Below are 22,006 nucleotides of genomic sequence, written 5' to 3'. Positions count from 1 at the left end.
TAGCCTTTCAATCATCGCGGGCCGCAGCCACCATCTCCCGAAATGGCGCTCATGCAGATAGTCGGAGGCTTCGGACGCTGAATCCGCTCATGAAGCTCGATAACTTGGGTCTGCATCGGGAAGGCTCTATCTGCCGCCTCCGCCACAGCACCCCTAGCATACTTATTGTAGAAATCAGTATATCCGATAACAGGTGGACGACCACCAGACTCGACTGTCGTTCGGTTTACGATCTTAATTGCGATAAGAGCCTCGCCGTTGGGCTTTATGTCCGTGGCTTGCCAACTCATGCTGTAGGATCCCATCATTGCCACCTCAAGCCCTGCGGTATCCCCATGCGTCAGATAACGCATGTTGATTATGAGCTCTTTGAAGGCAGTCCAGAGAGATGACCCCTCACCCAGATCTTTGGGCAAGGTGTTCTGGAAGCCCTCTCTGAACTTGTTCGCGAACACCTGAGCAGAAATTTCGGACAACTGTTTTTGGAAGTAGGAGTCCTTTCGCACCTGCTCCGCGAAGTAGTCGCCATCGGTAAAGGTATAGCTGCCACCCATTCCGCCCATGAATGCTTTCAGGAGATCCTTTGCTTTGGAGTACTTGCGGGCGCTGTTGCGCGTAGAACTCTTACCGTTCTTGTTTCCCCACTCTACGTTCTTCCAGGTACCACATCCGTGCATGCAGCCGCCCGCCCCACGGCCATCACCCTTTTTCAAAGGCCGAGGATCATAACCTCGGCAATCAAACTCCAGGCAATCGCTGGGGATAAGGCCCGAAGGGTCGCTAGTTGTCACGGGGGTGTTATTTGCGTAGGAATAACCATTCCACTGCTGCGGGCTCAGCCCGGACTGGAGAGGGTCGACCGACACAAACCGACCTGCCGCTGAGTCGTAGGCGCGAGCCCCAACCATGGTCAGCCCAGTGGGACCTGTTGGTTTGTTCAGGAAGCCTCTGTTATCGGGGGCGGGGACGGCTGCGCCGCGCGGTCCACCGTACGGAGTGAACTGACGCCAGCTGGCGCTTTGGGCGGTATTGTCCAGGTAGAGTGACGGCGTGCCCTGGTGGTCGAAGACCGCGAACGTGTACGCGCTGCTGCTGCCGGTCCGGACACAGCTACCGCCGCCCGGCAGCTCGTAGTAACGAGCACCGTCGACGGCGTTGGTGCCGGTGTTCAGGGTGAGCTGCTGCCCGGGCAGGTAGAGCGTGTTCTTGCCCGGCTCCTTCTGGAGCATCAGGTTGCCGTCAACGTCGTAGATGAAGGCGTTCGAGCCGCTCGTGCCACCCGTGACACCGCTGAGCTTGCCCGCGTCGTCCCAGGTGAGAGTCTGGTTCCCCTGGGCCGCGTTGCGGCCGGTGGTGTTGCCGGCGCCGTCGTAGCTGTACGAGCTGGTGCTGGTGGTCGTCGTCCCCGTCTTGGTGGTGGCCGAGGTCAGGGTGTGGGGCTTGTTCTGACCGTTGCCGTCGTAGGTGTAGTCGGTGACGATGTTGGCCGCCGTCCCCACACCGTGCTCGGTCTGCTGGGTCCGGTTGCCGATGACGTCGATGCTCCAGCTCGTCCAGTACGCGCTGCCGCCGCCGATGGTGTTCCCGACCATGCCCTTGCTGGCGTCGGTCGGGGTGGCGGCGCAGTCGTCGGTGGCGGTCCACGCCTCGGTGAGTCGGGCGAGGCCGTCGTAGCCGTAGCACTGGGTCTCGGCGGGGGTGCTCGCCCCGTACCGCTTGCTGGTCTTGCGGGTGATGTTGCCGGCCAGGTCGTACTCGTAGGCCTGCTCGTCGACGGTGCTCGGCGTGGTCTTGTTCCGGGTGACGAGCTGGTTCTTCAGCCGACCGTTGTGCGTGTCGTAGGTGTTGGTGACGTAGGCGGCACTGGTGGTGCTGCCCAGCGTCTGCTGGTTGACCCGCCCCCACGCGTCGTAGGTGACCCCACTGGCGTAGGCGTTCGTTCCCGCCAGTGTGGTCGGCAGGTCGAGCACGCCCGAGTAGCCGTGCAGCACCATCTCCGACGGCAGGCTGCCCTTGGCCGGGTAGCTGTCGATCAGGGGCAGTCCCAGCACCGAGGTGTAGGTGTGCCCGAACACGTACGAGCCGGCCAGCGCACCTTCGCTGTCCGGAATGGTGACCGTGACGCCGAGGCTGTTGCCGAAGACGTCGAAGGCCTTCTGCTGGCTCGTGTACGCCTGGCCGTCGCGGTAGGCGACGGTCGTGGTCAGCTTCCCGGTGGCGTTGGTGACGCCGGCGACAGCGTTGCTGTTGTCGTAGACCCACGCCGCCCGCTGATTCGCTGCCGACTGGTTGGTCACCGACGAGGCGAACTCACCGGTCTTGCGGTCCAGCGCGTCGTAGGTGTAGGACAGCGTCTTGCCCCGACCGTCGGTGGTCTGGGTCAGGTTGCCGTTCGCGTCGTAGACCATCGAGCTGTTCCCGGCGTCCGGGTCGGCCTTGGCCACCACCTGACCGAGCAGGTCGTAGGTCGAGGTCCACACGTTGTTCTTGGCGTCGGTCAACGTGGCCTGGTTGCCGTGACCGTCGTAGCCGTACTTGCTGACGGTCGTGGTGCCGCCGGTCACGGTGAAGGTGCCGGTGAACGTGTCCGCCGGCGTGGCCACCGTCGGCTTCGCCGAGTACTCGCGCACCTCGGTGTTGCGGCCGAGCGGGTCGGTGACGGTCGTCTTGACGACACCGCCGGTGGGCGGCACGACTGTGGTCCGGTCGCCGCCGTGGACGGTCGTCGTCTTGGAGACGGTCAGGCCGTTCTTGGCGGCCTCGACGATCACCGCGCGGCCGAGACCGTCGTAGGTGTTGAACGCCTGGTTCGGCACCTGCTTGCCGAGGTCCGCCGCCGACACCGGAATGCCGACGGTGGGCAGGGTGGCGTCGTCCCACCAACCGTTGTACGTCGCCCTGGTCCAGCCCCGGGTGTCGTAGAAGGTGTCCGAGATCATGCGGCCGCCCTGCGGAGTGACCGCCTGGGTCTGACGCTCCCGCAGCAGAGCGTCGTAGAGCAGCACCGTCTTCTGGTACCCGTTGGAGTTGTTGAGCTTCTCGGTGGTGACGGCGCTGACACCCGTCTTCGAGACCGTGTAGGTGAACTTCTGGTTGGCCGCCGTGCTGGTGGCCCGGTTGTTCAACCACACCGCGGTGCTGCGCCCCAACGCGTCGTACTGCTGTCGGGTGACCACCAGGTTGGCGTCGGTCGCGGTCAGGGTGCTTCCCCGACGGGGGTTCACCGTGGTGGACGCGCTCTGTTGCAGGGCATTGGTGGTCGTCACACCGGTGACGAGATTGACCGCGTTCATGCTGTAGGCGGTGGTCGACTTGTTGCCCTTGCCGTCGAACGAGTCCTTCGCCCGGCCGTACGAGTCGTAGGTCGTCCGGCCCGCGGTCTGCCAGACGTAGGCGCCGGAGGTGTAGTCCGTCGCGGTCCGGGTCATGGTGACGTCGCCCTCGGTCGGGGCGGCAGTCTGCGGGAAGGTGGTGCTGAAGTTGGTGTCGTCGTCGTAGAAGGTGCGTTCGGCCTTGACCACCTGCGCCGGTCGGCTGACCGTGCTCGGGGCGGAGAGCGTGTTGACGCTGCCCGGTTCCGAGGCCGGCGAGCCCTGGGTGAAGCCGCCGCACGCCACCGACACCGTTTCGGTCTGGGCAACCAGGCCGACCAGGTTCCTACCGGCGTTGACCGGGGCGTAGGTGTAGGTGGTGCACTGGTCGTAGGCGGCGTTGGTCGGCACCGTGTAGGTGTAGGTGTTCGTCATCTCGCCGAAGGTGGCGCTGGCGGTGTCGGCGTCGTAGCTGTTCTCCGACGCCGTGTAGCGCCACGTCACCGTGCCGCTGCTGGTGACCGCCTGGCGGGTGTAGGTCTTGATCGGCTCCACCCACTTGGCGGCCAGCGCGCTCAGACCGGTGCGGGAACGGGTCGCGGTCGCGCCGGAGACCCAGTACGAGGTGATGGTCGAGGAGTCCACCCGCCCGTTCTCGCCGAGGTAGGCGGTGGTCTCGAGTTCCTTGCCGGCGAGTTCGTCGACGTCCTCGTGGGTACCGCCGGCGGAATCGGTCAGGTTGACCACCGTGGAGTTGTTGTTCCTGCTCATGCCGCGGTAGTAGGCGGTCTCGGACTGGGTGCGGCGGTCGTTGACCCCGTCACCGTTGAACGTCCGGACCTTCGCGTAACCGCGGAACTGGCCGTAGGTGCGGTACTTGGCCTTTACGACCTCGTTGTCGTCGTGATGCCAGGCCGCGCCGCCGAGGTACTCGTAGCTGGTCGCCGTCAGCGGCGCACCACCGGTCGGGTCGCTGCTGGTGACCCGGGTGACCGCCCACTTGTTGAACCAGTCCTTAGTCGGGTTCGTGAAACCGTCCGGGGTCCAGTACACCGGGTAACAGGACCTGGTGTTCGTTGCGGGATCAGTCGTCACCGGTGCCGTGCACGGCACCGGCAGCTCGTAGCTGGGTGAGATCACCGACCCGGTCTCGGTGGTGATCGTGGCGACCCGCCGGCGGTAGAAGTTCGGCAGTCCACCGGTGACGTCGACCCGGTTGGCGAGCTTGATGTCGGTGAACGACACCGACGGCAGGGTGATCGGCGCCGAGGATCCACCGGCGGACGTGTCGTGGCCCGTGCGGGTGATCGAGGACAGCCACAACGTCGGCGACGTGGCGTCGCCGGTGGCCGGCAGCGACTGCGCCAACGCGTACGAGTCGACCTTTTCGTACGCCGAGGTCGCGGTGTTGTACTGCCGCGCCTCGATCGACGTCAGCCGGACCGTGGAGAAGAACGACGGGCTGAAGTCGTCGCAGTTCGCCCCCGACGCGCAGATGAGGTCGAACGGCACGTCCGGCCAGTTGGCCTTGTTCGCCGCGTTGAGCGGCTGGCAGGTGCCGGAGAGGCAGCGGTCACCAGTGTTGAACACCACCTGGTTGGGTGGCGTGCCGTAGGCGTTGCCATCGGTGAACCCGTAGTCGATCCGCGACAGGTAGCTGTCCCGCACGTACGAGACGTCGGTCGCGCCCTTGTTGCGGCCGTAGAAGTTGGTGTCCTGCTTGTAGTAGTACGACATCGCGTTGCCGTGGGCGTCGTACACGTAGTCCAGGTTCCACCGGTAGGCCATGGTGCAGACCGACGACGAGAACCCGGCCGCGTTGTAGCAGGGGTCCCCCGAGTGCGACGAGTACACCGGCACGGTGTCCACCGAGTTCGTCTCGGCCTTGTTCGACGCCCATCCGGGCAACCGGTTCCGGCCGAACTCGTAGGTGGTGCCGTCGCGCAGCGTCACCCGCCAGTAGTCGGTGTTGTAGGTGCCGGTGCCGTTGTTCGCGTTCTCGACGTGGGTGACCTTCTCCCCGTTGTCGGACTCCGGCTTCCACACCTTCTTCGTCGCATCCCAGACCAGCGACGTCGACGATCCGTTGAGCGCGAGGGTCAGGATCGGCCCGTCGTAGCAGTGGTCGTACGTCTTCACCGGTGATGCGCTGCCGCCCGGGTCGTCCATGCAGGAGGCGAAGCTCTGCTCCACGAACGAGCGCGGCGTCGACCATCCGTCACCGACCCAGGATGCCTGCGCGTTCGTCGAGGCGGTCTGACCGTCCACGCTGCCCGAGTCGTAGGACAACGCCACGGTGGGCGCGAGGCCGGAGGCCGCCGGCGGCACCGTCAGCGGGTAGGAGTAGGTGAACGAGCCGGTGTTGCCGCCGCCGGCCCAGGATCCGGACGGCTTCAGGTCGGTCGCCTCGTAGGTGCCTCCCGCGCCACCGCCCTCGGCGGTGGCCGCCAACACCGTCATTCCGGCCGCGGCCGCCATCGACACCTCGGCCGACACGGTCCGCGCCGCCGGGTCGTTCGTCGACACCAGCGGCGTCGCCGTTCGGCAGTTCGGCACCGACGGCGTGGTCAACGCACAGGCCGGCAGCGTGACCAACCGCAACCGGGAGCCGAAGTTGCCGCCGTACGCCTCGGCGAACGCCGCGTAGTCCACACCGACGCGCACCGCGCCGGCCCCCGCGTCCGGCCGCACCGACACCAGGACACCGTCGACGCCGGCCGCCTCCGTCGCACGTCGGTCGGCAACGGTCACCGCCAACCGGCTCGGGCCCGTCGACCGGGCGTTCCTCGCCGCGACCGGCTGGACCCACACAGGCGTTCCCCCCGCCCGCATCCGGCCGCCGGCCGTCCGTGCGGTGCTCGCCGACGCGGTCAGGTCCAGATCCACCGAGGCTGCCCTCGGCCAGGTCGTCCGTGTCGGCTTGTACGTCGTCCTGGCTGTGTCCTTCGGGGAGACGAACCGGGTCGGCAACGGCTTCACGCCCTTGACCGAAGGCCCCGGCGACACGGCCGGCGGCTTCGCCGGCTCGCCAGCCTTCGGCTTCGCCGACGCCGGCACTCCCACCATGCCACCTGCCAGTGACGCCGCAGCGACCACCGCAACCAGGCGTCTAGGACGAGTCCACATTCGTGGACCCCCGCGCTCGACCATTCGCATCCTCACCTCTAGCGGACAGCAGAATCCACGCAGGGTGACAGGTCGCGCACCCCCGTGGCGCGAACAATCTTTCACGTCCCCATCCATCGAAGATCACGAGATCATAACGATGTTCGTCAGACGTCGACCAAATGATCAGCAGTGACGACAAACCCGGCGATGAGTTGCGACGGGAGGCGTTTCCCCCGGGTGGCTGGGCTGCTTCACTGTGCCCTCGTATCGGGCGCGGCCGCGTCCGAGTCCACGAATACGGGGAGTCAGCAGGTGCTGTCGAGATCCACGAGTTCACGACGGAGGCGGTTGGCCGCCTCCGTAGCATTGGCGGGACTGGTCGCGACCACCGCGCCAGCCGTCCTCGCACCTCCGGCCGTGGCCACTGGTCCGGGGGGCACGAAGGTCGCCGAGGGAGACCTCTCGGTTGCCCAGGCGGCGGCGCAGGCGCGTCGGTCTGGCCGGGCGGTGGAGGTGCCGTCGGCGGGTACGTCGTCCTCGCGGTTGAGTGTGTTGCCGGACGGTTCGATGGAGTTGACGCAGTCGGTGGTGCCGACGCGGGCCCGGGTCGACGGCCGGTGGCAGACGTTGGACCCGACGTTGGTGCGCTCTGCCGACGGTGGCGTGTCGGCGCGGGTGACGACGAACCAGGTGCGCCTGTCGCCCGGTGGCACCGGCCCCCTGGCGGAGTTGGTCAGCGGCGATCGGGCGGTGACGTTCTCAGCGCCCATGGCACTGCCGGCACCGGTGCTGTCGGGTTCGACCGCCACCTATCCCGAGGTGTTGCCGGGGATCGACCTGACGGTGCGGGTGAGCCCGGAGGGCGCGTTCTCCCACGTGTTCGTGGTGAAGACCCGGCAGGCCGCATCGGACAGGCGTCTGGCCGCCCTGGAACTGACCACGTCGGGCCGGGGAGTGTCGTTGGCTGCGGACGCAGCGGGCAACATCACCGGACGCGACCGGGCCGGCCAAGCGGTGTTGACCGCTCCCGCGCCGACGATGTGGGACTCCAGCGCCTCCCCCGCGTCGGCGTCGGTCACCGCCGGGCGAGGTGCCCTGTCCAGCACCGTCGCCCCGGGACGGACGGCACGGACCGCCCGGGTCGGAGTGAGCATCGGTGCGGGCAAGCTGCGACTGACCCCGGACCGGACATTGCTGACCGATCCGAAGACCGTGTTCCCGGTCTTCGTGGATCCGGCCTTCTCCTGGACACCGGCCGGGTCGAAGATGTCCGGCTGGGCGTCCATCTCCTACCAGCACCAGTCCACGAACTACTGGAAGTCCACACCGGACCTCATCGGGCGGATGCAGGTCGGCAACGCCGGAAGCCAGCGCTCCAACACGCTGATCAACTTCCCCGTCCCCTACGGCACTCTCACCGACGCCGAGATCTACGACGCCATCTTCAAGATCACCAACACCCGGTCCTGGTCCTGCGACGACAAGACCGTCAACGTCTACGGCCCCTCGACGGTCCTGTCCTCCTCGAACGCCACCTGGAACTACTGGGAAGGCGTCAGCAAGGGCAGCGTCATCGCCTCGGAGAGCTTCGCCCACGGCTACTCCGGCTGCGACGCCGACGCCGTGTCCTTCGACATCACCGGTCAGATCCGCACCGACGTCACCAACAAGAAAGCCACCCGCACCCTCTGGATGGTCGCCGCCAACGAGGCCAGCGACCCCGAGAGCTGGAAAGAGTTCCTCGAAACCAGCCCCACCCTCACCATCCGCTACAACCACAAACCCAACACCCCCACCGGACTGACCACCTCCCCGAAGACCGCCTGTGCGGGCGGCTCCACCGTCGGTGACGGCACCGTCACGCTCTACGCCCCCGTCTCCGACCGCAACAACGGGACTCTCGGCACCACCTTCAGACTCTGGAAGACCAGCGACGCCAGCCAGACGCCCATCGCCACGTCCGACCCCAATCTCCTCACGTCCAGTTCCGGCAGCACCGCGGTGCTGGTCGTACCGGTCGACAAGCTCCGCACGGCAGCCAACGGCGCCATGACGAGCCTGTCCTGGAAGGTCCAGACCACCGACTTCCGCACGCCCAGCGCCTGGTCGACCACCTGTACCTTCACCTTCGACCCCACCCGACCGGGGCAGCCCGTGGTCGGTGAGCCGTCCGCCGGGGCGACCATCGGGCAACCGGTGACGTTCACCGTCACCAAGGGCACCAGCACCACGGTCCCGAGCAGCTACGTCTACCAGCTCAACGCCGCCGCGCCGGTCGAGGTCGACGCCGACGCCACGGGTGCCGCCACCATCACCATCTCGCCCACCCGCTTCACCAACACGGTCACCGTTTCCGCACGCTCGGCCGGCGGCAACTTCGGCGACAGCGCGAGCAAGACCTTCATGGCGATCCCCGCCGCCACCGCAACCGACGGTGATCTCACCGGGGACGATGTCGCGGACCTGCTCACCGTCGGCGCCTCCAACAACATCCCCTCCGGCCTCTGGCTCGCCAACGGCAAGGGCAGCACCGGCATCGACCGGATCGGCACCAACATCGGCGCCCGAGGTAACGGTGTCACCGGGGACAACGCACCCCAGGACTTCGACGGGGCCCAGGTGATCACCGGTCGCTTCGGCGGCACCGGCATGCAGGACCTGTTCGTCTACTACCCCACCGGCGCAAACGCCGGCGGTGCCGGCGTGCTGCTCGCCAATGGTGACGGCTCGGTCATCCGACCTCAGGAAAGCGGCAACCAGTTCAGCGTCGTCTCCGACCAGCTGCGCGACGAACTCGGGAACTCACCCCGGGAACTGGCGAACGCGGGCGACAGCCGGCACGTCGACTCCGCCTTTCCCGATCTGATCGGCATCAGCGGAGACGCGGGCAACAAGTTCCACCTGACCTACTATCCGGCTACTTTTCCGATGATCGGCGGTTACTACGGCACCGTCCGGACGACCGCTCTCACCCCCTCCGGTGGCGACGACTGGCAGAACTGGACGCTGGCGACCGCCCAGATGCCGGACGGCACAGCGATGTTCCTGCGCAACCGGTCCACCGGCGCTCTTCACCTGTGGACCAACCTCAGCATGAACCCGGACACGCAGCAGCTCACCTACACCGCCTTCCAGCTCAGTGCGAGCTGGAACCCGGGTGTCCCGCTGGTCCTCCGCGCGTCCGACATCAACTCCGACGGCATTCCCGACCTGTGGGCGGTCGGTGCGCAGAGCGAGGTGACCACGTGGACGGTCTCCAACCTGAACGCCACCGCGGGAAGCGGTGTCATCTCGGCCGCGCCGAAGCAGAACCTGATCACCGCGAATCACGCGTGGCAGCTCGCCGACGGGGAAAGTGGTCCGGTCGTGAACGAGGCGGCAGCCGCGGACGCGGTCGGGAACCTGGACGCGAGTGGAAGTACCGCGCGTTGGCAGACGGGTGACCTCTTCGAACCCAGCGTGCTCTTCGGCGGCACCAGCAGCGTGCTCGCCACCACTGGCTCGGCCTTCGCCACGAATGCGGACTTCACAGTCTCGGCCTGGGTGAAGCCCAACGCGGCGGGCGGCACGGTGGTGTCGCAGAGCGGAGCGAGCGCCGCCGGATTCAAGCTCTGGATCGATGCGTCCGACAACAGTTGGCGAGCGGCGATGCCTCAGAGCGACGCGGCCAGCCCGGTCTGGGACACGGTCACGGCGGGCGCGAACAGCGCCCGACTCGGGGTGTGGACGCACGTCACCGTCAGCTACGAGCGGGCGAACGGGCGTCTCGGTCTCTACCTGGGCGCCGTCAACAAGGGCGTCGGCATCCACACCAGTGCCTGGAACGCGACCGGACCGTTCCTGATGGGCGCGCACAAGACGTCGGCGACCGCCACCGGCGGTTGGTTCTCCGGGCAACTCAGTGAGGTGCTCGCGTGGAACCAGGTCGTCAGCCCCGTGCAGGCGAAGCCGGCCGGACCGAACCGGGACTTCGACGGTGACTCAATCCCGGATGTCATGGCTCGGTACACGCCCACCAACGACATCCTGCTCTACAAGGGTGACGGTGCCGGTCGCTTCCAGTCGGGCTCCACGGTCATCGGCGGCAACTGGGTCAACTTCCAGGCGGCCTTCTCCCCCGGTGACTTCGACGGCGACGGCTACTCCGACGTGATCGCCTGGCACAAGAGCACCAAGGATCTCTACCTCTACCGGGGCAACGGTCGTGGTGGATTCATCCAGGGATGGACCATCATCGGGGCGAACTGGTCCGCCTTCGACACCGTCTTCTCACCGGGAGACTTCGACGGCGACGGCAAGGCCGACGTGATGGCCCGCTACACCGCGACGAAGGACATCTGGCTGTACAAGGGTGACGGCCGGGGCCACATCATCACCGACTCCGTGTCGATCGTGGGATCGAAGTGGTCCGCCTTCGACACGATCTTCTCACCGGGAGACTTCGACGGCGATGGCAAGACCGACGTGATGGCGCGCCATGCCACCACCAAGGACCTGTACCTCTACCGCGGCACCGGCAGTGGGCGGATCGCCACCGGCTACAGCATCGTCGGCTCCAACTGGGCCTACGTCGACCGGATCTTCTCGGTGGGTGACATCAACATGGACGGCAACGCGGACGTGATCGCCCGGTACGCCTCGACCAAGGACCTGTACCTCTACGAGGGCAACGGCATCGGACGGTTCAGATCCGGATACAAGGTCATCGGAGCAAAATGGTCGGCCGTTGACCTGATCTTCTGACGCACCGCCCTTGACGGGAGGACGCGGGGGTAGCCCTTGGGGCTACCCCCGCGTCCTGTACACCAGACGCACCTCATCGATACGCGTGTCGTTCATGTGCTCCGCGCGCAACAACCCTCCTACTGATCCACGGGATCTGACTCCAGCGGCCTTGAGGGTCTCCAAGGCGGCGGTGGACATCCGGCGTCGAGAACCCAACAGATGTACGTCGAGAACGAGTCGTGGCACGGGGTGCTGGCTCTACCGTCCTGCGCATGCCTGGCGCGACAACGTCACGGACACCCTCGGTCCGGATGTGACGCTGGGTCATCAGGCCTACGCGAGGTTATCTCCCCGACACCCTTATCCCTGAGCCTCGCAACTCTCAGCAGCCTAATCAGCTCCCCGCATCACTCTGCGTCGAGGTCGAACGCTCCCTGACCCATCCGCCTGAACCGGCCTGGCTCGACTCCTCGTATCCCCATACGGATGCCGGACACCCGTGACGACGAGGCGGAGGAGCTTCGATGGCGTGGAGCAGGGGCACAACCAGGCGGCGTAGGGCGACGGCGGGCCCGTCCCGCAACCGGAAGATCGCCGGCGGGGTGGCGTTGGCGCTGACGGCGGGGGCGGCGTTCGCGGTCGCCACGGGCACCGGCCAGGCGGCCGAGAACTGCGCCGGCCTGGACGGCGCGCTGCGCAACAACCTCACCTTCATCGCGGACCAGCGCCGCGACCCGGACGCCAACTCGGCCGACCGGATCGCCAACCGGCTGGCGGTGGTCGACCTGATCCGGCAACGGCGTGCCGCGGCCGGCTGCGCCGGAACGGTCGAGGTGGCCGGCGCGGCCTGCCCGGGCGTGCCCTGGGAGCAGGCCATGGCGATCGAACTCGACCGGGCCTGGGCGGTCACCGAGCAGATGCGCGGCGAGCGCTCCGGGCAGCTGGTCGACCCGCAGCTGACCCAGGCCCGGGTCCAGCGGCTCGGTGGCATCTTCGGCGGCATCCGGGGCATCGCGCGGGGCGCCCAGCAGGCGCAGGCCGGCGCCGGCGCCGCCGGTCCCGGCGCTGGTGCGGCCGGAGGCGGTGCGGCCGGTGCGGGTGCGGCCGGTGCGGGTGCTGGCGCGGTGGGTGGTGCGGGACGGGCCGCCGGCATCATCAACGCCGTCGGGGGCCTCATCGGCCAGGTCGCCGGGATCGTGCAGGCCGCCCGGGCCGCCCGCCAGCAGAAGCAGCAGGCCGCCGGACAGGACGGTCAGCAGGGCGGCGTGCAACAGGGCGGCGCGGATCAGGGCGGCGCGGATCAGGGCGGCCCCCAGACCGGTGCGAACGACCAAGCCGGCGCGGACGATCAGGGCGCCGGGGGTGAGCAGGCCGGCGCGGGTGAGCAGCAGGGCGCGGCCGGTGACGGCGGACAGCAGGGCGCGGCCGGTGACGGCGGACAGCAGGGCGCGGCCGGTGACGGCGGACAGCAGGGCGCGGCCGGTGAGCAGGCGGGCGACGCCGGTGACCGGGTGGCGCAGCGGATCCAGCAGATCCGGGCGCGGATCCAGCAGCTACGCGCTCTGCTCCAGCAGATCCGCGCTGCCCGTCAGGCCGCCCGCGATCAGGGCGCGGACCAGAACCAGGGCGCGGATCAGGGCGCGGACCAGAACCAGGGCGGCGCCGCAGGCGCAGCCGGAAACCAGGACGGGAACGCGGCGGGCGGGCAGCCGGGCGCCGATGCCGGCCTCGCCCCGGGCCAGGACCAGAGCGCCGAGCAGAACCAGGCGGACGAGAGCCCGGCGGACCAGGGCGGCCAGGACCAGGCAGGCCAGGACCAGGCAGGCCAAAAACAAGGACAGGCAGGTCAGGGACAGGCGGGCCAGGTGTACCAGGTGGCCGACCCACGCGTCCCCGGCTGCGCCCCCGGCGACCCCGGATCCGAGGCCATCACCCCCGCATCCGCCACGCCGCCCCGCTGACCCCTGGCGTCGATCATGAGGTTGGCGGCACTCCAGAAGATCCACAAGACCGTCAACCTCATGATCGACGCGGCGGGGGTTGAGATCTTGGTATGAAATGGCCTCTCTGGGGGCCGTTTCATACCAAGATCTCGGGGCTTCCCGGGTTTTGGATTGGTGGTCTCGATAGGTGGATGAAGTGGGTCGGACGAGCAGTGGCCGGCTCGCGGAGAGCACGGTCCGGGCACCACCACGGCGAGCCTCTCCCGTCCCAGCGAAAGCCACCGAGGACCACTACGGACCACCGCGGAACCCGAGCCCGTAGGGCCACCGCGGATCCCGGACCCCGCCGAGGAACACCGACGACCCCCACCCCGCCCCGGACCGTCTGGCCACCGCCGACCAGCCAAGGGCAGGGGCCGGGTCAGACCAGGTCGGCTTCGCGGAGGAGCTTCCACAGGCCGGCGCCGTCGGGGGCGCTCAGCCACTTCTGGCCCACCGGGCCGGACGAGGAGCGACCCGCGGGCGCGGGCAGGCTGCCGGCCAGCACCGACTGGGTCGGCGACAGCCGCCGGATCGCCACGCCGGCCACGTTGTCCGGGTGGGCGGCGGCGAACTCCCGGTAGATCTCCGGGTCGTGCTGGCCGTCGTCGCCGATGAGCAGCCAGCGCACGTCGGGGAACTCGCGGGCCAGCCGGGCCAGCGTGGCCCGCTTGTGCTCCCGCCCGCTGCGGAACCAGCGGTCGGCCGTCGGCCCCCAGTCGGTGAGCAGCAGCGGGCCGGCCGGGTAGAGGTGGCGGGAGAGGAACCGGGTCAGCGTCGGCGCGACGTTCCAGGCGCCGGTGGAGAGGTAGAAGACCGGCGCGCCGGGGTGGGCGGTGGCCAGGCGCTCGTAGAGCACCGCCATGCCGGGGACGGCGGTGCGGGCGTGCTCGTCGAGGACGAACGTGTTCCACGCGGCGAGCAGCGGTCGGGGCAGCGCCGTCACCATGACCGTGTCGTCGATGTCGGAGAGGATGCCGAACCGGACGTTCGGGTCGAGGATGCGTACCAGCGCCTCCACCGGCTCGGCGTCGGCGACGCTGAGGCGTACGCAGCCCCAGCCGGGGGTGAAGTCGCCCTCGACGACGGTGTCGACGAAGCCGCTGCGGTCGGCGGTCACCTCGTGGCGCACGCCGTTGACCTCGACGGTCACCCGGGCGTGCTTGGCCGGCAGGGTGGCGAAGCTGCGCCAGCCCCGCACCTTGTCCAGCCGGCCCCGCCGGCGGGTGTCCGGGCGGCCGAGCAGCACGCGGCAGAGCACCCGCGCCCAGCCGGGGGCGCCGTAGCCCGCGTACGCGATGATGTTGGGCTGCCACCCGGTGCGCCGCAGCCGGCGTTCCACGAGCCCGTGCACGGCGTCCTCGATGCGGGCGGCGCGGTGCAGTTGCGGCACGGCCAGCTGGTCCGGTGGTGTGGGTGGCACGTAGCAACACTGCCACAACCGACGGGGGCCGGCCACGCGAGTGATCTGCGCCGATCCGCCCCGGGCGCCGGCCGGCAGCGTGCCAGACTGCGTCGTGTCGCAGGTGAAGCGGGACGCGATGGGCCGGCCGGACGCGCCGGCGCTGGTGGCGCTGCTGCTCGGCGCGGTCGGGGTGGGTTACCGGCTGGTGCTGACCGTGCTCACGGTGCCCGCCTCGAACAGCGACGAGGCCACGTTCGGCCTGGCCGCCCTGCACATCGCCGGCGGCCACGAGCGGCCGGTCTTCCTCTACGGGCAGCGCTACATGGGCGTGCTGGAGTCGTATCTGGCGGCGCCGTTGGTGGGCTGGGCCGGACCGAGTTGGCCGTTGCTGCGGCTGCCGCTGGTCGCGCTCTACGCGATCTTCCTGTGGCTGGCGTACCGGCTGACCCGCCGGCTCCTCTCCCCCTGGCTGGCCGTGGTCGTGGTTGGCCTGCTGGCGCTCGGGTCGGAACGGGTGGTCCGCGACCAGCTCACCGTGGTCGGCGGCCGGCCCGAGGTCAAGCCGGCGGTGCTGGCGTTGCTGCTGATCGCGGTCGCGCTCGGCGAGGACCGGATCCGGCACCGCTGGCTGGCCACCGGCGGGTTCGGGCTGCTGGTCGGGCTGGCGCTGTGGTCGGACTGGCTGATCGCGCCCTACCTGCTGGTGGCGGCCGTGGTGCTGGTGCTGGCGGTCCCCCGCGAGCTGGTCGGCTGGCCGGGCGTGCTGCTGGTGGCGGGTTTGTTGGTCGGCATCGCGCCGGTGGTGAAGGACAACCTGGTGGCGCCGCCGGGGCAGGACTCGCTGTCGGTGCTGCGAGAGGTCAGCACGAAGGAGGGCGTGGCGCCGACGATCGTCGACCGGGTGCGCGGCGGGCTGCTGGAGGGGGTGCCGCTGGCCTCCGGGCTGTGCCCGATGGACGGCTGCGCGCGCTGGGCACAGTGGTTCGGCGTGCTCTACCCGGTGCTGCTGGTGGCCGCCGCCGGGCTCGGGCTGGTCGCGTACCGCCGGGCCGGAGACCACGCCGCGCGGGTCCGGGCCGCGGCGGTCCTCGCGCTGGTCGTCGGCGCGGCGTTGACCCTGCTGGTGTACGTGCGCAGCCCGCTCGCCGCGACCGACCCGCTGGGCAACGCCCGCTACCTCTCGGTGCTGCAGATCTCGTTGCCGGCCGTGCTCTGGCCGCTCTGGCTGGCCGCCGCGCACGCGCTGCGCGCCGCCGCGGGCCGGGTGGCCCGGCTGGGTGGTGTCACGGCCGCCGCGGTGCTGGCCGGGCTGACCGCCGCGGCGGTCGCCGGCACGGCGGCGTTCCTGGCCCACGCCCCCGGGGTACGGGCCGAGGAGCTGTCCGCCCGCCGGCTGGCCGACACGGTGCTGCGGTCCGGCCTGCACGAGGTGTACGGCGACTACTGGACCTGCAACCGGCTGATCTTCAACACCGGCGAGGCGGTGGCGTGCGGGGTGCTGGACGGCAACCTGACGCCGGGGCAGAACCGCTACCCGGCGTACTGGCAGCGGGTGGGGCGGGCGGACCGGCCCGGGTACGTGGTGGCGGTCGGCTCGTCGGCGGAACGCGGCCTGCGGCGGCTGCTCGGCGACCGGGCCGACGCGGCGCTGGTGGCCGAGGTCGGCGACAGTCGCGTCTACCACCCGGACCGCGCCGTGCGACCGTGGCGCTGAGTCCGGCCCGTACGCTGTGCCGGTGCTCATCCTGCTCCCCCCGTCCGAGGGCAAGGCCGAGGCCGGCACCGGCCGGCGGCTGGACCTGTCGCGGCTGTCCCTGTCGGAGCTGAACCCGGCCCGGGAGGCGGTACTGACCGCACTGGTCGACCTCTGCGCCGGCCCGGACGAGGCGGCGGCCCGGGACGCGCTGGGCCTGAGTGAGGGCCAGCGCGGCGAGCTGCGGCGCAACGCCCGGCTGCGGGTGGCGGCCACCGCGCCGGCCGCCCGGCTCTACACCGGGGTGCTCTACGAGGCGCTCGACCTGGCCACGCTGCCCCCGGCGGCGGAGCGGGTCGCCCGCCGGTCGGTGCTGATCAGCTCCGGCCTGTGGGGCGCGGTCCGCCTCAGCGACCGGATCCCGCCGTACCGGTGCCCGATCGGGGCGCGCCTGCCGGGCGTCGGGGCGCTGTCGGCGTACTGGCGCCCGGCGTTGGGGCCGGTCATGACGGCGGCCGCGGGCACCGGTCCGGTGCTCGACCTGCGCTCCGGCGCGTACGCGGCCACCTGGACCCCGCGCGGGCCCCTCGCCGAGCGCACGGTGACGGTGCGGGTGCTGCACGAGCGGGTGGTGGACGGGACGCCGACGCGCTCCGTGGTGAGCCACTTCAACAAGGCGACCAAGGGCCGCCTGGTCCGGGACCTGCTGCTCGCCGGCGCCCGCCCGCGTACCGCCGACGCGCTGGTGGGCGCGCTGCGCGAGCTGAAGTACACGGTCGAGGAGGGTCCCCGGGCCACCGGCCGACCCCGGCAGCTCGACCTCGTCGTCGCCGATCTCTGAGGGCCGGCGTTCGCGCAAATTTTGCTCAAGGCTCGGGCGCAGCGGTTCCCCGGCCCGGCGGGGCAGGCCACGGTAGAGGGGCCCCGACGCCGACCAAGGAGCTGTGCCGATGCTCTCCGAGCCCACCACGCTGCTCGACCGGCCCCGCCCGTCGTCGCCGCCACCACCGCTGGACTGGCTGACCCTGGCCGACGCGTTCGAGGTCGCCTGCATGGTGCGGTGCACGCCGCCCCCGGCCGCGGACGTCCGCCGGTTCGACGTCGACCCGTACCGGGGCGGGGTCGCGGAGTTCAACCGGGAGGACGCCGCGCAGCGGATGCGCCAGCTGCTGGGCCGCCTCGACGTGCCGGTGGAGCACGAGCTGACCACGGGCGGCCTGCGCCGACGGTTCGAGCTGCACCGGCTGTCGGTGCCCCTCGAGCACCGGCCGGCGTACGCGGCCGTGCTGGCGGCCGGCTGGCGGCAGGGCCGACGCGAACTGCTCGGCGGGCCGGTCCCCGGCGCCTCGACGGCGCGCCGGATCTGGCGTCCGCGCCTGGCCGCGGCGGCCTGGCGGGCGGCGCTGCTCGCCGGCGGCCGGCACGTACGCCGGCACTGCCTCGGCATCCGGCTGGCCGACCGCGACCTGGCGGCGGTGCTGGTGCGCGGCGCGGCCCTGCTGGAGGTGCCGGCGGCGCTGCGGCCCGGTTCCGGGTGCTTCCTGGTGAGCGTGCCCAACGGCGAGCACCGGGCCCGGATCACCGAGAGCGCCGAACTGGGCTGAGGACCCCGCCCGCGCGGGCGGGCTTGCGCGGCGGCGGGTGCACGGCGCAGAGTGCAGCCCGTGAGCCGACACTGGTCTGTGCGCGGCCGGCGCCGGACCGCGGCCCCGCTGGCCCTGTTGCTGCTGCTCGTCACCGCCGTCGCCGGCTGCCGGGACGAGCCCACCGAGCCGGTGCGGATCCGGATCGCCACCGGCAGCCCGACCGCCGTCTACCACGCGTTCGGCCAGTCGCTGGCCGCTTTGCTCAACCGGGAGCTGCCCGAGGTGCGGGCGGACGTCGTGGTCACCGCGGCCTCCGCGCAGAACGTCCGGCTGGTCGGCTCCGGCGAGGCGGAGCTGGGCTTCACCCAGGCCGACGTGCTGCCGCCCCGCGAACCGGAGCACCCCCGCGTGCTCGCCGTGGCGCGGGTCTACGACGACCTCCTGCACCTGGTGACCACCGCCGGTGGTCCGGTGCGCACGCTCGCCGACCTGCGCGGCCGGCGGGTGTCGGTGGGCGCCGACGGCTCGGGCACCGAGGTGACCGCCACCCGGCTGCTGGACGTGGCCCAGCTCGACGGCGAGCGGGTCCGGCAGGAGCACCTGGGGCTGGACGACTCGGTGACCGCCCTGCGCGAGGGCCGGATCGACGCGTTCTTCTTCTCCGGTGGCCTGCCCGTGCGCGGCGTCGCGGAGCTGGCCCGGCAGACCTCCCTGCGGATGGTCGACCTGGGCGACTGGACCGAGCCGTTGCGGCGCGCGTACGGGGAGGTCTACGTGACCCGGGACATCCCCCGCTCGGTCTACCAGGCGGATCCGGTCAGCACGGTGGCCAACCCGAACTACCTGATCGTCAGCGCCGAACTGCCCACCACGCTGGTGCGTGAGGTGACCCGGCTGCTGATGGAGCGGCGGGAGGAGTTGGCCGCCGCGCACCCGGCCGCGGGGCGGATGAGCCCCCGGTCGGCGATCGTCACCACGCCGTTGCCGCTGCACCCGGGCGCGGCGCAGTGGTACCGCGCGGCCAAGCCCTGACCGGGCTCAGGTGCCGACCGGTTCCTCGGCGCGCCGCGGGGCGGCCGGTTCGACCGCGCCGCCCGGGTCGTCGGGCGGTGCCGGGAACCACAGCTCGGCGACCAGCCCGCGCGGCTCGCCCTGGCGCATGGTGAGCCGGCCGTCGGACGCGTCGACGAGCACCGCGGCGATGGTCAGCCCGAGCCCGGCGCCGTCCACGTTCTGCGCGTCCGGCGCCCGCCAGAACCGCTCCGTGGCCTGGTCCAGCTGGCTGGCCGTCATGCCCGGGCCGGTGTCGCGCACGGTCAGCGCCGTCCCGCCGTCGGCCGGTCGGACGGTCACCGTCACCTCTCCCCCGGCGCCGCTGAACTTGACCGCGTTGTCGATCAGGGCGTCGAGTGCCTGGTCGATCGCGGTCGGCACGGTCCGGGCGTACGCCGGCGCCTCGCCCGGGTCGAGGCGGAGGGTGACCGACCGGTGTCGGGCCAGGGGCAGCCAGGCCGCCACCCGGGACGCGGCCGCCGCCGAGGCGTCCACGGTGACCCGCTGGTTCTCCTCCCGTTCGGCCCGGGCCAGGGTGAGCAGCGCGTCGAGGACGGTGGCCAGCCGGTCGGTCTCCTCCAGCGCCAGTTGGTGCTCGGCCCGGCCGTCCGGGTCGGTGAGGCTGGGTCCCAGCTCCTCCACCCGCAGCCGCAACGCGGTCAGCGGGTTGCGCAGCTGGTGGCTGGCGTGCGCGACGAAGGCCCGCTGGCGGTCCATCACGTCGGAGACCGCGTCGGCCATGTGGTTGAAGCTGGTCGCCAGCCGGCGCAGCTCCGGCGGGCCGAGCCGGGGCCGGACCCGTGCGGTGCGGCGGCCCTCGGCGATCTCGTGGGTCACCGAGTCCAGCTCGGTGACCGGGCGCAGCACCCACCCGGCCAGCCCGAACGCGGTGGAGACGCAGGCCAGCACCGCGAGCAGGCCGATGCCGGCGAGCAGCAGCCACCACGCGGTGACGGTGTGGCGCACCGGGTCCGCCGGGGTGGTGGTGACCACGGCGCCGAGCACCTCGCCGCCGTCGTTGATCGGGACCGCCGTCACCAGCGGGCCGTCCACCCAGGGCCAGACCGACTCCGGGCCGCTGAACTGCTGCCCGGACAGGGCCGTGTCGAGCGCCGGGCCGGTGCCCACACCCAGCTCCCACCGGGGCGAGGCGGCGACGGTACGCCGGTCGCGGTCCACCACCGCCGCGCCGATGCCGTAGAGGTCGTCGTAGGCGGCCAGCTCCCCGCCGAGCGGGCCGGGACCGCCGCCGCGCAGCGCCGGACCGGCCAGCGACGCGAAGCGGGTGGCGTCGGCGAGCCGGTCGGCGCGTACCCGGTCGGTCTCCCGGGAGGCCAGGGTGACCGCCAGCGGGGTCTCCAGCGCGAACAGCACCAGCACCATCAGCAGCAGGTAGCTGATCACCAGCCGGCGGCGCACCGGGGCCTCCTCACGCGCCGCGGAGCCGGTAGCCGACCCCGCGCACGGTCTCCACCAGGGTCGGGTCGCCGAGCTTGCCGCGCAGCGACCCGACGTGCACCTCGACGGTGTGCCGGTCGGCCCAGGTGGTGCCCCAGACGTCGAGCAGGATGCGGTCGCGTGGCACGGCCGCCCCGGGCTGCCGGGCCAGGGAGAGCAGGATGTCGAACTCCTTGCGGGTCAACGCCACCGCCCGGCCGGACACGGTCACCGTCCGGCCGCCCACGTCGATGCGGACCTCGCCCGCCTCGATCAGGTTGCGCTCCGGGACGGTGTGCGCGGCCCGGCGCAGCACCGCCTCGATCCGGGCCTGCAACTCCACCATCGAGAACGGCTTGACCACGTAGTCGTCGGCGCCCAGCCGCAGGCCGAGCACCCGGTCGCGTTCCTCGCCCCGGGCGGTGACCGCGATGATGCCGAGCTGGCTGCTGCGCCGGCGCAGCTCCCGGCACAGGTCGGTGCCGTCGCCGTCGGGCAGCGTGAGGTCGAGCAGGACCAGGTCGCAGGGGGCGGCGGAGAGCGCGGCGGCGACGGTGGCGGCGTGTTCCACCTGGTAGCCGCGCCGGGTCAGCGCGGACGACAGGGCCGCGGCGACCCGACGGTCGTCCTCGACCAGGAGGATCCGCACCCGTGCCCCCTCTCGTTCGACGCGTCGTCCCGCGAAATGGTGGCAGACGCGCCGCCGGGGCGCGAGGCCGCTCTAGGCTGCGGTCGTGATCTACAAGATTCTCGCCGACGACGAGTGGCGGCAGGCGCGGGCGGCCGGGCGGTTCACCGGCACCGCGCTGGACCGGCAGGACGGCTACCTCCACCTGTCCGCGGCCGACCAGGTGGTGGAGACCGCGCGCCGGCATTTCGCCGGGGTGACCGGCCTGACCCTGCTCGCGGTGGACGAGAGTCGGCTCGGCGACGCGCTGCGGTGGGAGGTGTCGCGCGGCGGCGCGGCGTTCCCGCACCTGTACGCGGCGCTGCCGGTGGACGCGGTGGTCGCGGCGCACCCGCTGCCGGCGGACCGGCCGGCCGCCGACGTGGTGGCCGAGCTGCTCGGCTAGGGGCTCGTTATGCTGCGTCGAACCCGCCCGACGGCGCGACGCAGCGCCCTGCCACGATGCGAGTTGAGATGACTGACAGCAACGACCGGTCCGCCTCCGTCTTCGTCCACCCGACGGCCGACGTGGAGGACGGCGCCCGGGTCGGTGACGGCACCAAGGTCTGGCACCTGGCGCACGTCCGGTCGAGCGCCCAGGTCGGCGCCGGCTGCGTGATCGGCCGCAACGTCTACGTCGACGCGGGCGTCACCGTCGGCGACCTGGTGAAGATCCAGAACAACGTCTCGGTCTACCAGGGCGTGACCATCGAGGACGAGGTCTTCGTCGGCCCGTGCGCGGTGTTCACCAACGACTTCCGGCCGCGCGCCCAGAATCCGGACTGGACGATCACCCCGACGCTGGTCCGCCGGGGCGCCTCGATCGGCGCCAACGCGACGCTGGTCTGCGGCATCGAGGTCGGTGAGTACGCGATGATCGCGGCCGGCTCGGTGGTGACCAAGGACGTCAAGCCGTACCAGCTGGTGGCGGGCAACCCCGCCCGGCCGAAGGGCTGGGTCGACGAGAAGGGCGAGGTCGTCTCCCGCGACGTCGACAACCCGCCGCACCAGGGCTGAACGCGCAGCGGGGGCGACGGCC

Annotated in this window: 12 protein-coding genes; 8 read left to right on the top strand and 4 right to left on the bottom strand. The window is 70.9% G+C overall.

What is annotated here, in order from left to right; all coding sequences use genetic code 11:
• Positions 1 to 11: 11 nt before the first annotated feature.
• Complete coding sequence (locus ACN27B_RS20160; RefSeq protein ID WP_422741261.1) at positions 12 to 6,197, bottom strand: RHS repeat-associated core domain-containing protein; 6,186 nt, start codon at positions 6,195 to 6,197, stop codon at positions 12 to 14.
• Positions 6,198 to 6,986: 789 nt separating this feature from the next.
• Here ACN27B_RS20160 and ACN27B_RS20155 point away from each other — a divergent pair.
• A complete protein-coding gene (locus tag ACN27B_RS20155; protein WP_422741260.1) occupies positions 6,987 to 11,162 on the top strand; it encodes an FG-GAP-like repeat-containing protein in 4,176 nt (1,391 codons plus the stop codon).
• 506 nt (positions 11,163 to 11,668) lie between these two features.
• Positions 11,669 to 13,105 carry a hypothetical protein gene (locus ACN27B_RS20150; RefSeq protein ID WP_422741259.1) on the top strand — a complete coding sequence of 479 codons (1,437 nt, stop codon included), beginning with the start codon at positions 11,669 to 11,671 and terminating at the stop codon, positions 13,103 to 13,105.
• 403 nt (positions 13,106 to 13,508) lie between these two features.
• Here ACN27B_RS20150 and ACN27B_RS20145 read toward each other — a convergent pair whose 3' ends face one another.
• On the bottom strand, positions 13,509 to 14,585 hold the full coding sequence (locus ACN27B_RS20145; protein ID WP_422741258.1) for an App1 family protein: 1,077 nt from the start codon (positions 14,583 to 14,585) through the stop codon (positions 13,509 to 13,511).
• A gap of 82 nt (positions 14,586 to 14,667) precedes the next feature.
• Here ACN27B_RS20145 and ACN27B_RS20140 point away from each other — a divergent pair, with 82 nt between their 5' ends.
• The 4 genes from ACN27B_RS20140 (at position 14,668) to ACN27B_RS20125 (ending at position 18,842) form a co-directional block, all read left to right on the top strand.
• Positions 14,668 to 16,245 carry a hypothetical protein gene (locus ACN27B_RS20140; RefSeq protein WP_422746024.1) on the top strand — a complete coding sequence of 526 codons (1,578 nt, stop codon included), beginning with the start codon at positions 14,668 to 14,670 and terminating at the stop codon, positions 16,243 to 16,245.
• A gap of 16 nt (positions 16,246 to 16,261) precedes the next feature.
• Complete coding sequence (gene yaaA / locus ACN27B_RS20135; protein ID WP_422741257.1) at positions 16,262 to 17,065, top strand: peroxide stress protein YaaA; 804 nt, start codon at positions 16,262 to 16,264, stop codon at positions 17,063 to 17,065.
• A gap of 109 nt (positions 17,066 to 17,174) precedes the next feature.
• The gene (locus ACN27B_RS20130; protein ID WP_099164675.1) at positions 17,175 to 17,828 is read left to right on the top strand and encodes a hypothetical protein; all 654 of its coding nucleotides are present in this window, start codon (positions 17,175 to 17,177) and stop codon (positions 17,826 to 17,828) included.
• Positions 17,829 to 17,888: 60 nt separating this feature from the next.
• Positions 17,889 to 18,842, top strand: coding sequence for a TAXI family TRAP transporter solute-binding subunit (locus ACN27B_RS20125; protein WP_422741256.1), 954 nt, complete (start codon positions 17,889 to 17,891; stop codon positions 18,840 to 18,842).
• Positions 18,843 to 18,848: 6 nt separating this feature from the next.
• On the opposite strand, the gene ACN27B_RS20120 is transcribed toward ACN27B_RS20125, so the two are convergent.
• Together ACN27B_RS20120 and ACN27B_RS20115 are read right to left on the bottom strand one after the other, a co-directional pair.
• A complete protein-coding gene (locus ACN27B_RS20120; RefSeq protein ID WP_422741255.1) occupies positions 18,849 to 20,282 on the bottom strand; it encodes an ATP-binding protein in 1,434 nt (477 codons plus the stop codon).
• 10 nt (positions 20,283 to 20,292) lie between these two features.
• The gene (locus tag ACN27B_RS20115; RefSeq protein WP_099161693.1) at positions 20,293 to 20,949 is read right to left on the bottom strand and encodes a response regulator transcription factor; all 657 of its coding nucleotides are present in this window, start codon (positions 20,947 to 20,949) and stop codon (positions 20,293 to 20,295) included.
• Between the two features lie 85 nt (positions 20,950 to 21,034).
• Between ACN27B_RS20115 and ACN27B_RS20110 the strand changes: the two genes are divergently transcribed.
• Together ACN27B_RS20110 and ACN27B_RS20105 are read left to right on the top strand one after the other, a co-directional pair.
• Positions 21,035 to 21,373, top strand: coding sequence for a DUF952 domain-containing protein (locus ACN27B_RS20110; protein WP_099161694.1), 339 nt, complete (start codon positions 21,035 to 21,037; stop codon positions 21,371 to 21,373).
• Between the two features lie 68 nt (positions 21,374 to 21,441).
• Positions 21,442 to 21,984, top strand: a complete 543-nt coding sequence (locus tag ACN27B_RS20105; RefSeq protein ID WP_099161695.1) for an acyltransferase — start codon at positions 21,442 to 21,444, stop codon at positions 21,982 to 21,984.
• Positions 21,985 to 22,006 lie beyond the last annotated feature (22 nt).

The sequence above is a fragment of the Micromonospora sp. WMMD754 genome (assembly GCF_049315235.1).
In the GTDB taxonomy this organism is placed as follows: Bacteria; Actinomycetota; Actinomycetes; order Mycobacteriales; family Micromonosporaceae; genus Micromonospora; species Micromonospora sediminicola.
This window is presented reverse-complemented; position numbering and strand designations above follow the sequence as displayed.

Bases quoted from the DNA above. Each gene is read 5' to 3' on its own strand.
- ACN27B_RS20155 (WP_422741260.1), top strand. From the start codon at position 6,987: ATGGAGTTGACGCAGTCGGTGGTGCCGACGCGGGCCCGGGTCGACGGC.
- ACN27B_RS20150 (WP_422741259.1), top strand. From the start codon at position 11,669: ATGGCGTGGAGCAGGGGCACAACCAGGCGGCGTAGGGCGACGGCGGGC.
- ACN27B_RS20140 (WP_422746024.1), top strand. From the start codon at position 14,668: ATGGGCCGGCCGGACGCGCCGGCGCTGGTGGCGCTGCTGCTCGGCGCG.
- ACN27B_RS20130 (WP_099164675.1), top strand. From the start codon at position 17,175: ATGCTCTCCGAGCCCACCACGCTGCTCGACCGGCCCCGCCCGTCGTCG.
- ACN27B_RS20105 (WP_099161695.1), top strand. From the start codon at position 21,442: ATGACTGACAGCAACGACCGGTCCGCCTCCGTCTTCGTCCACCCGACG.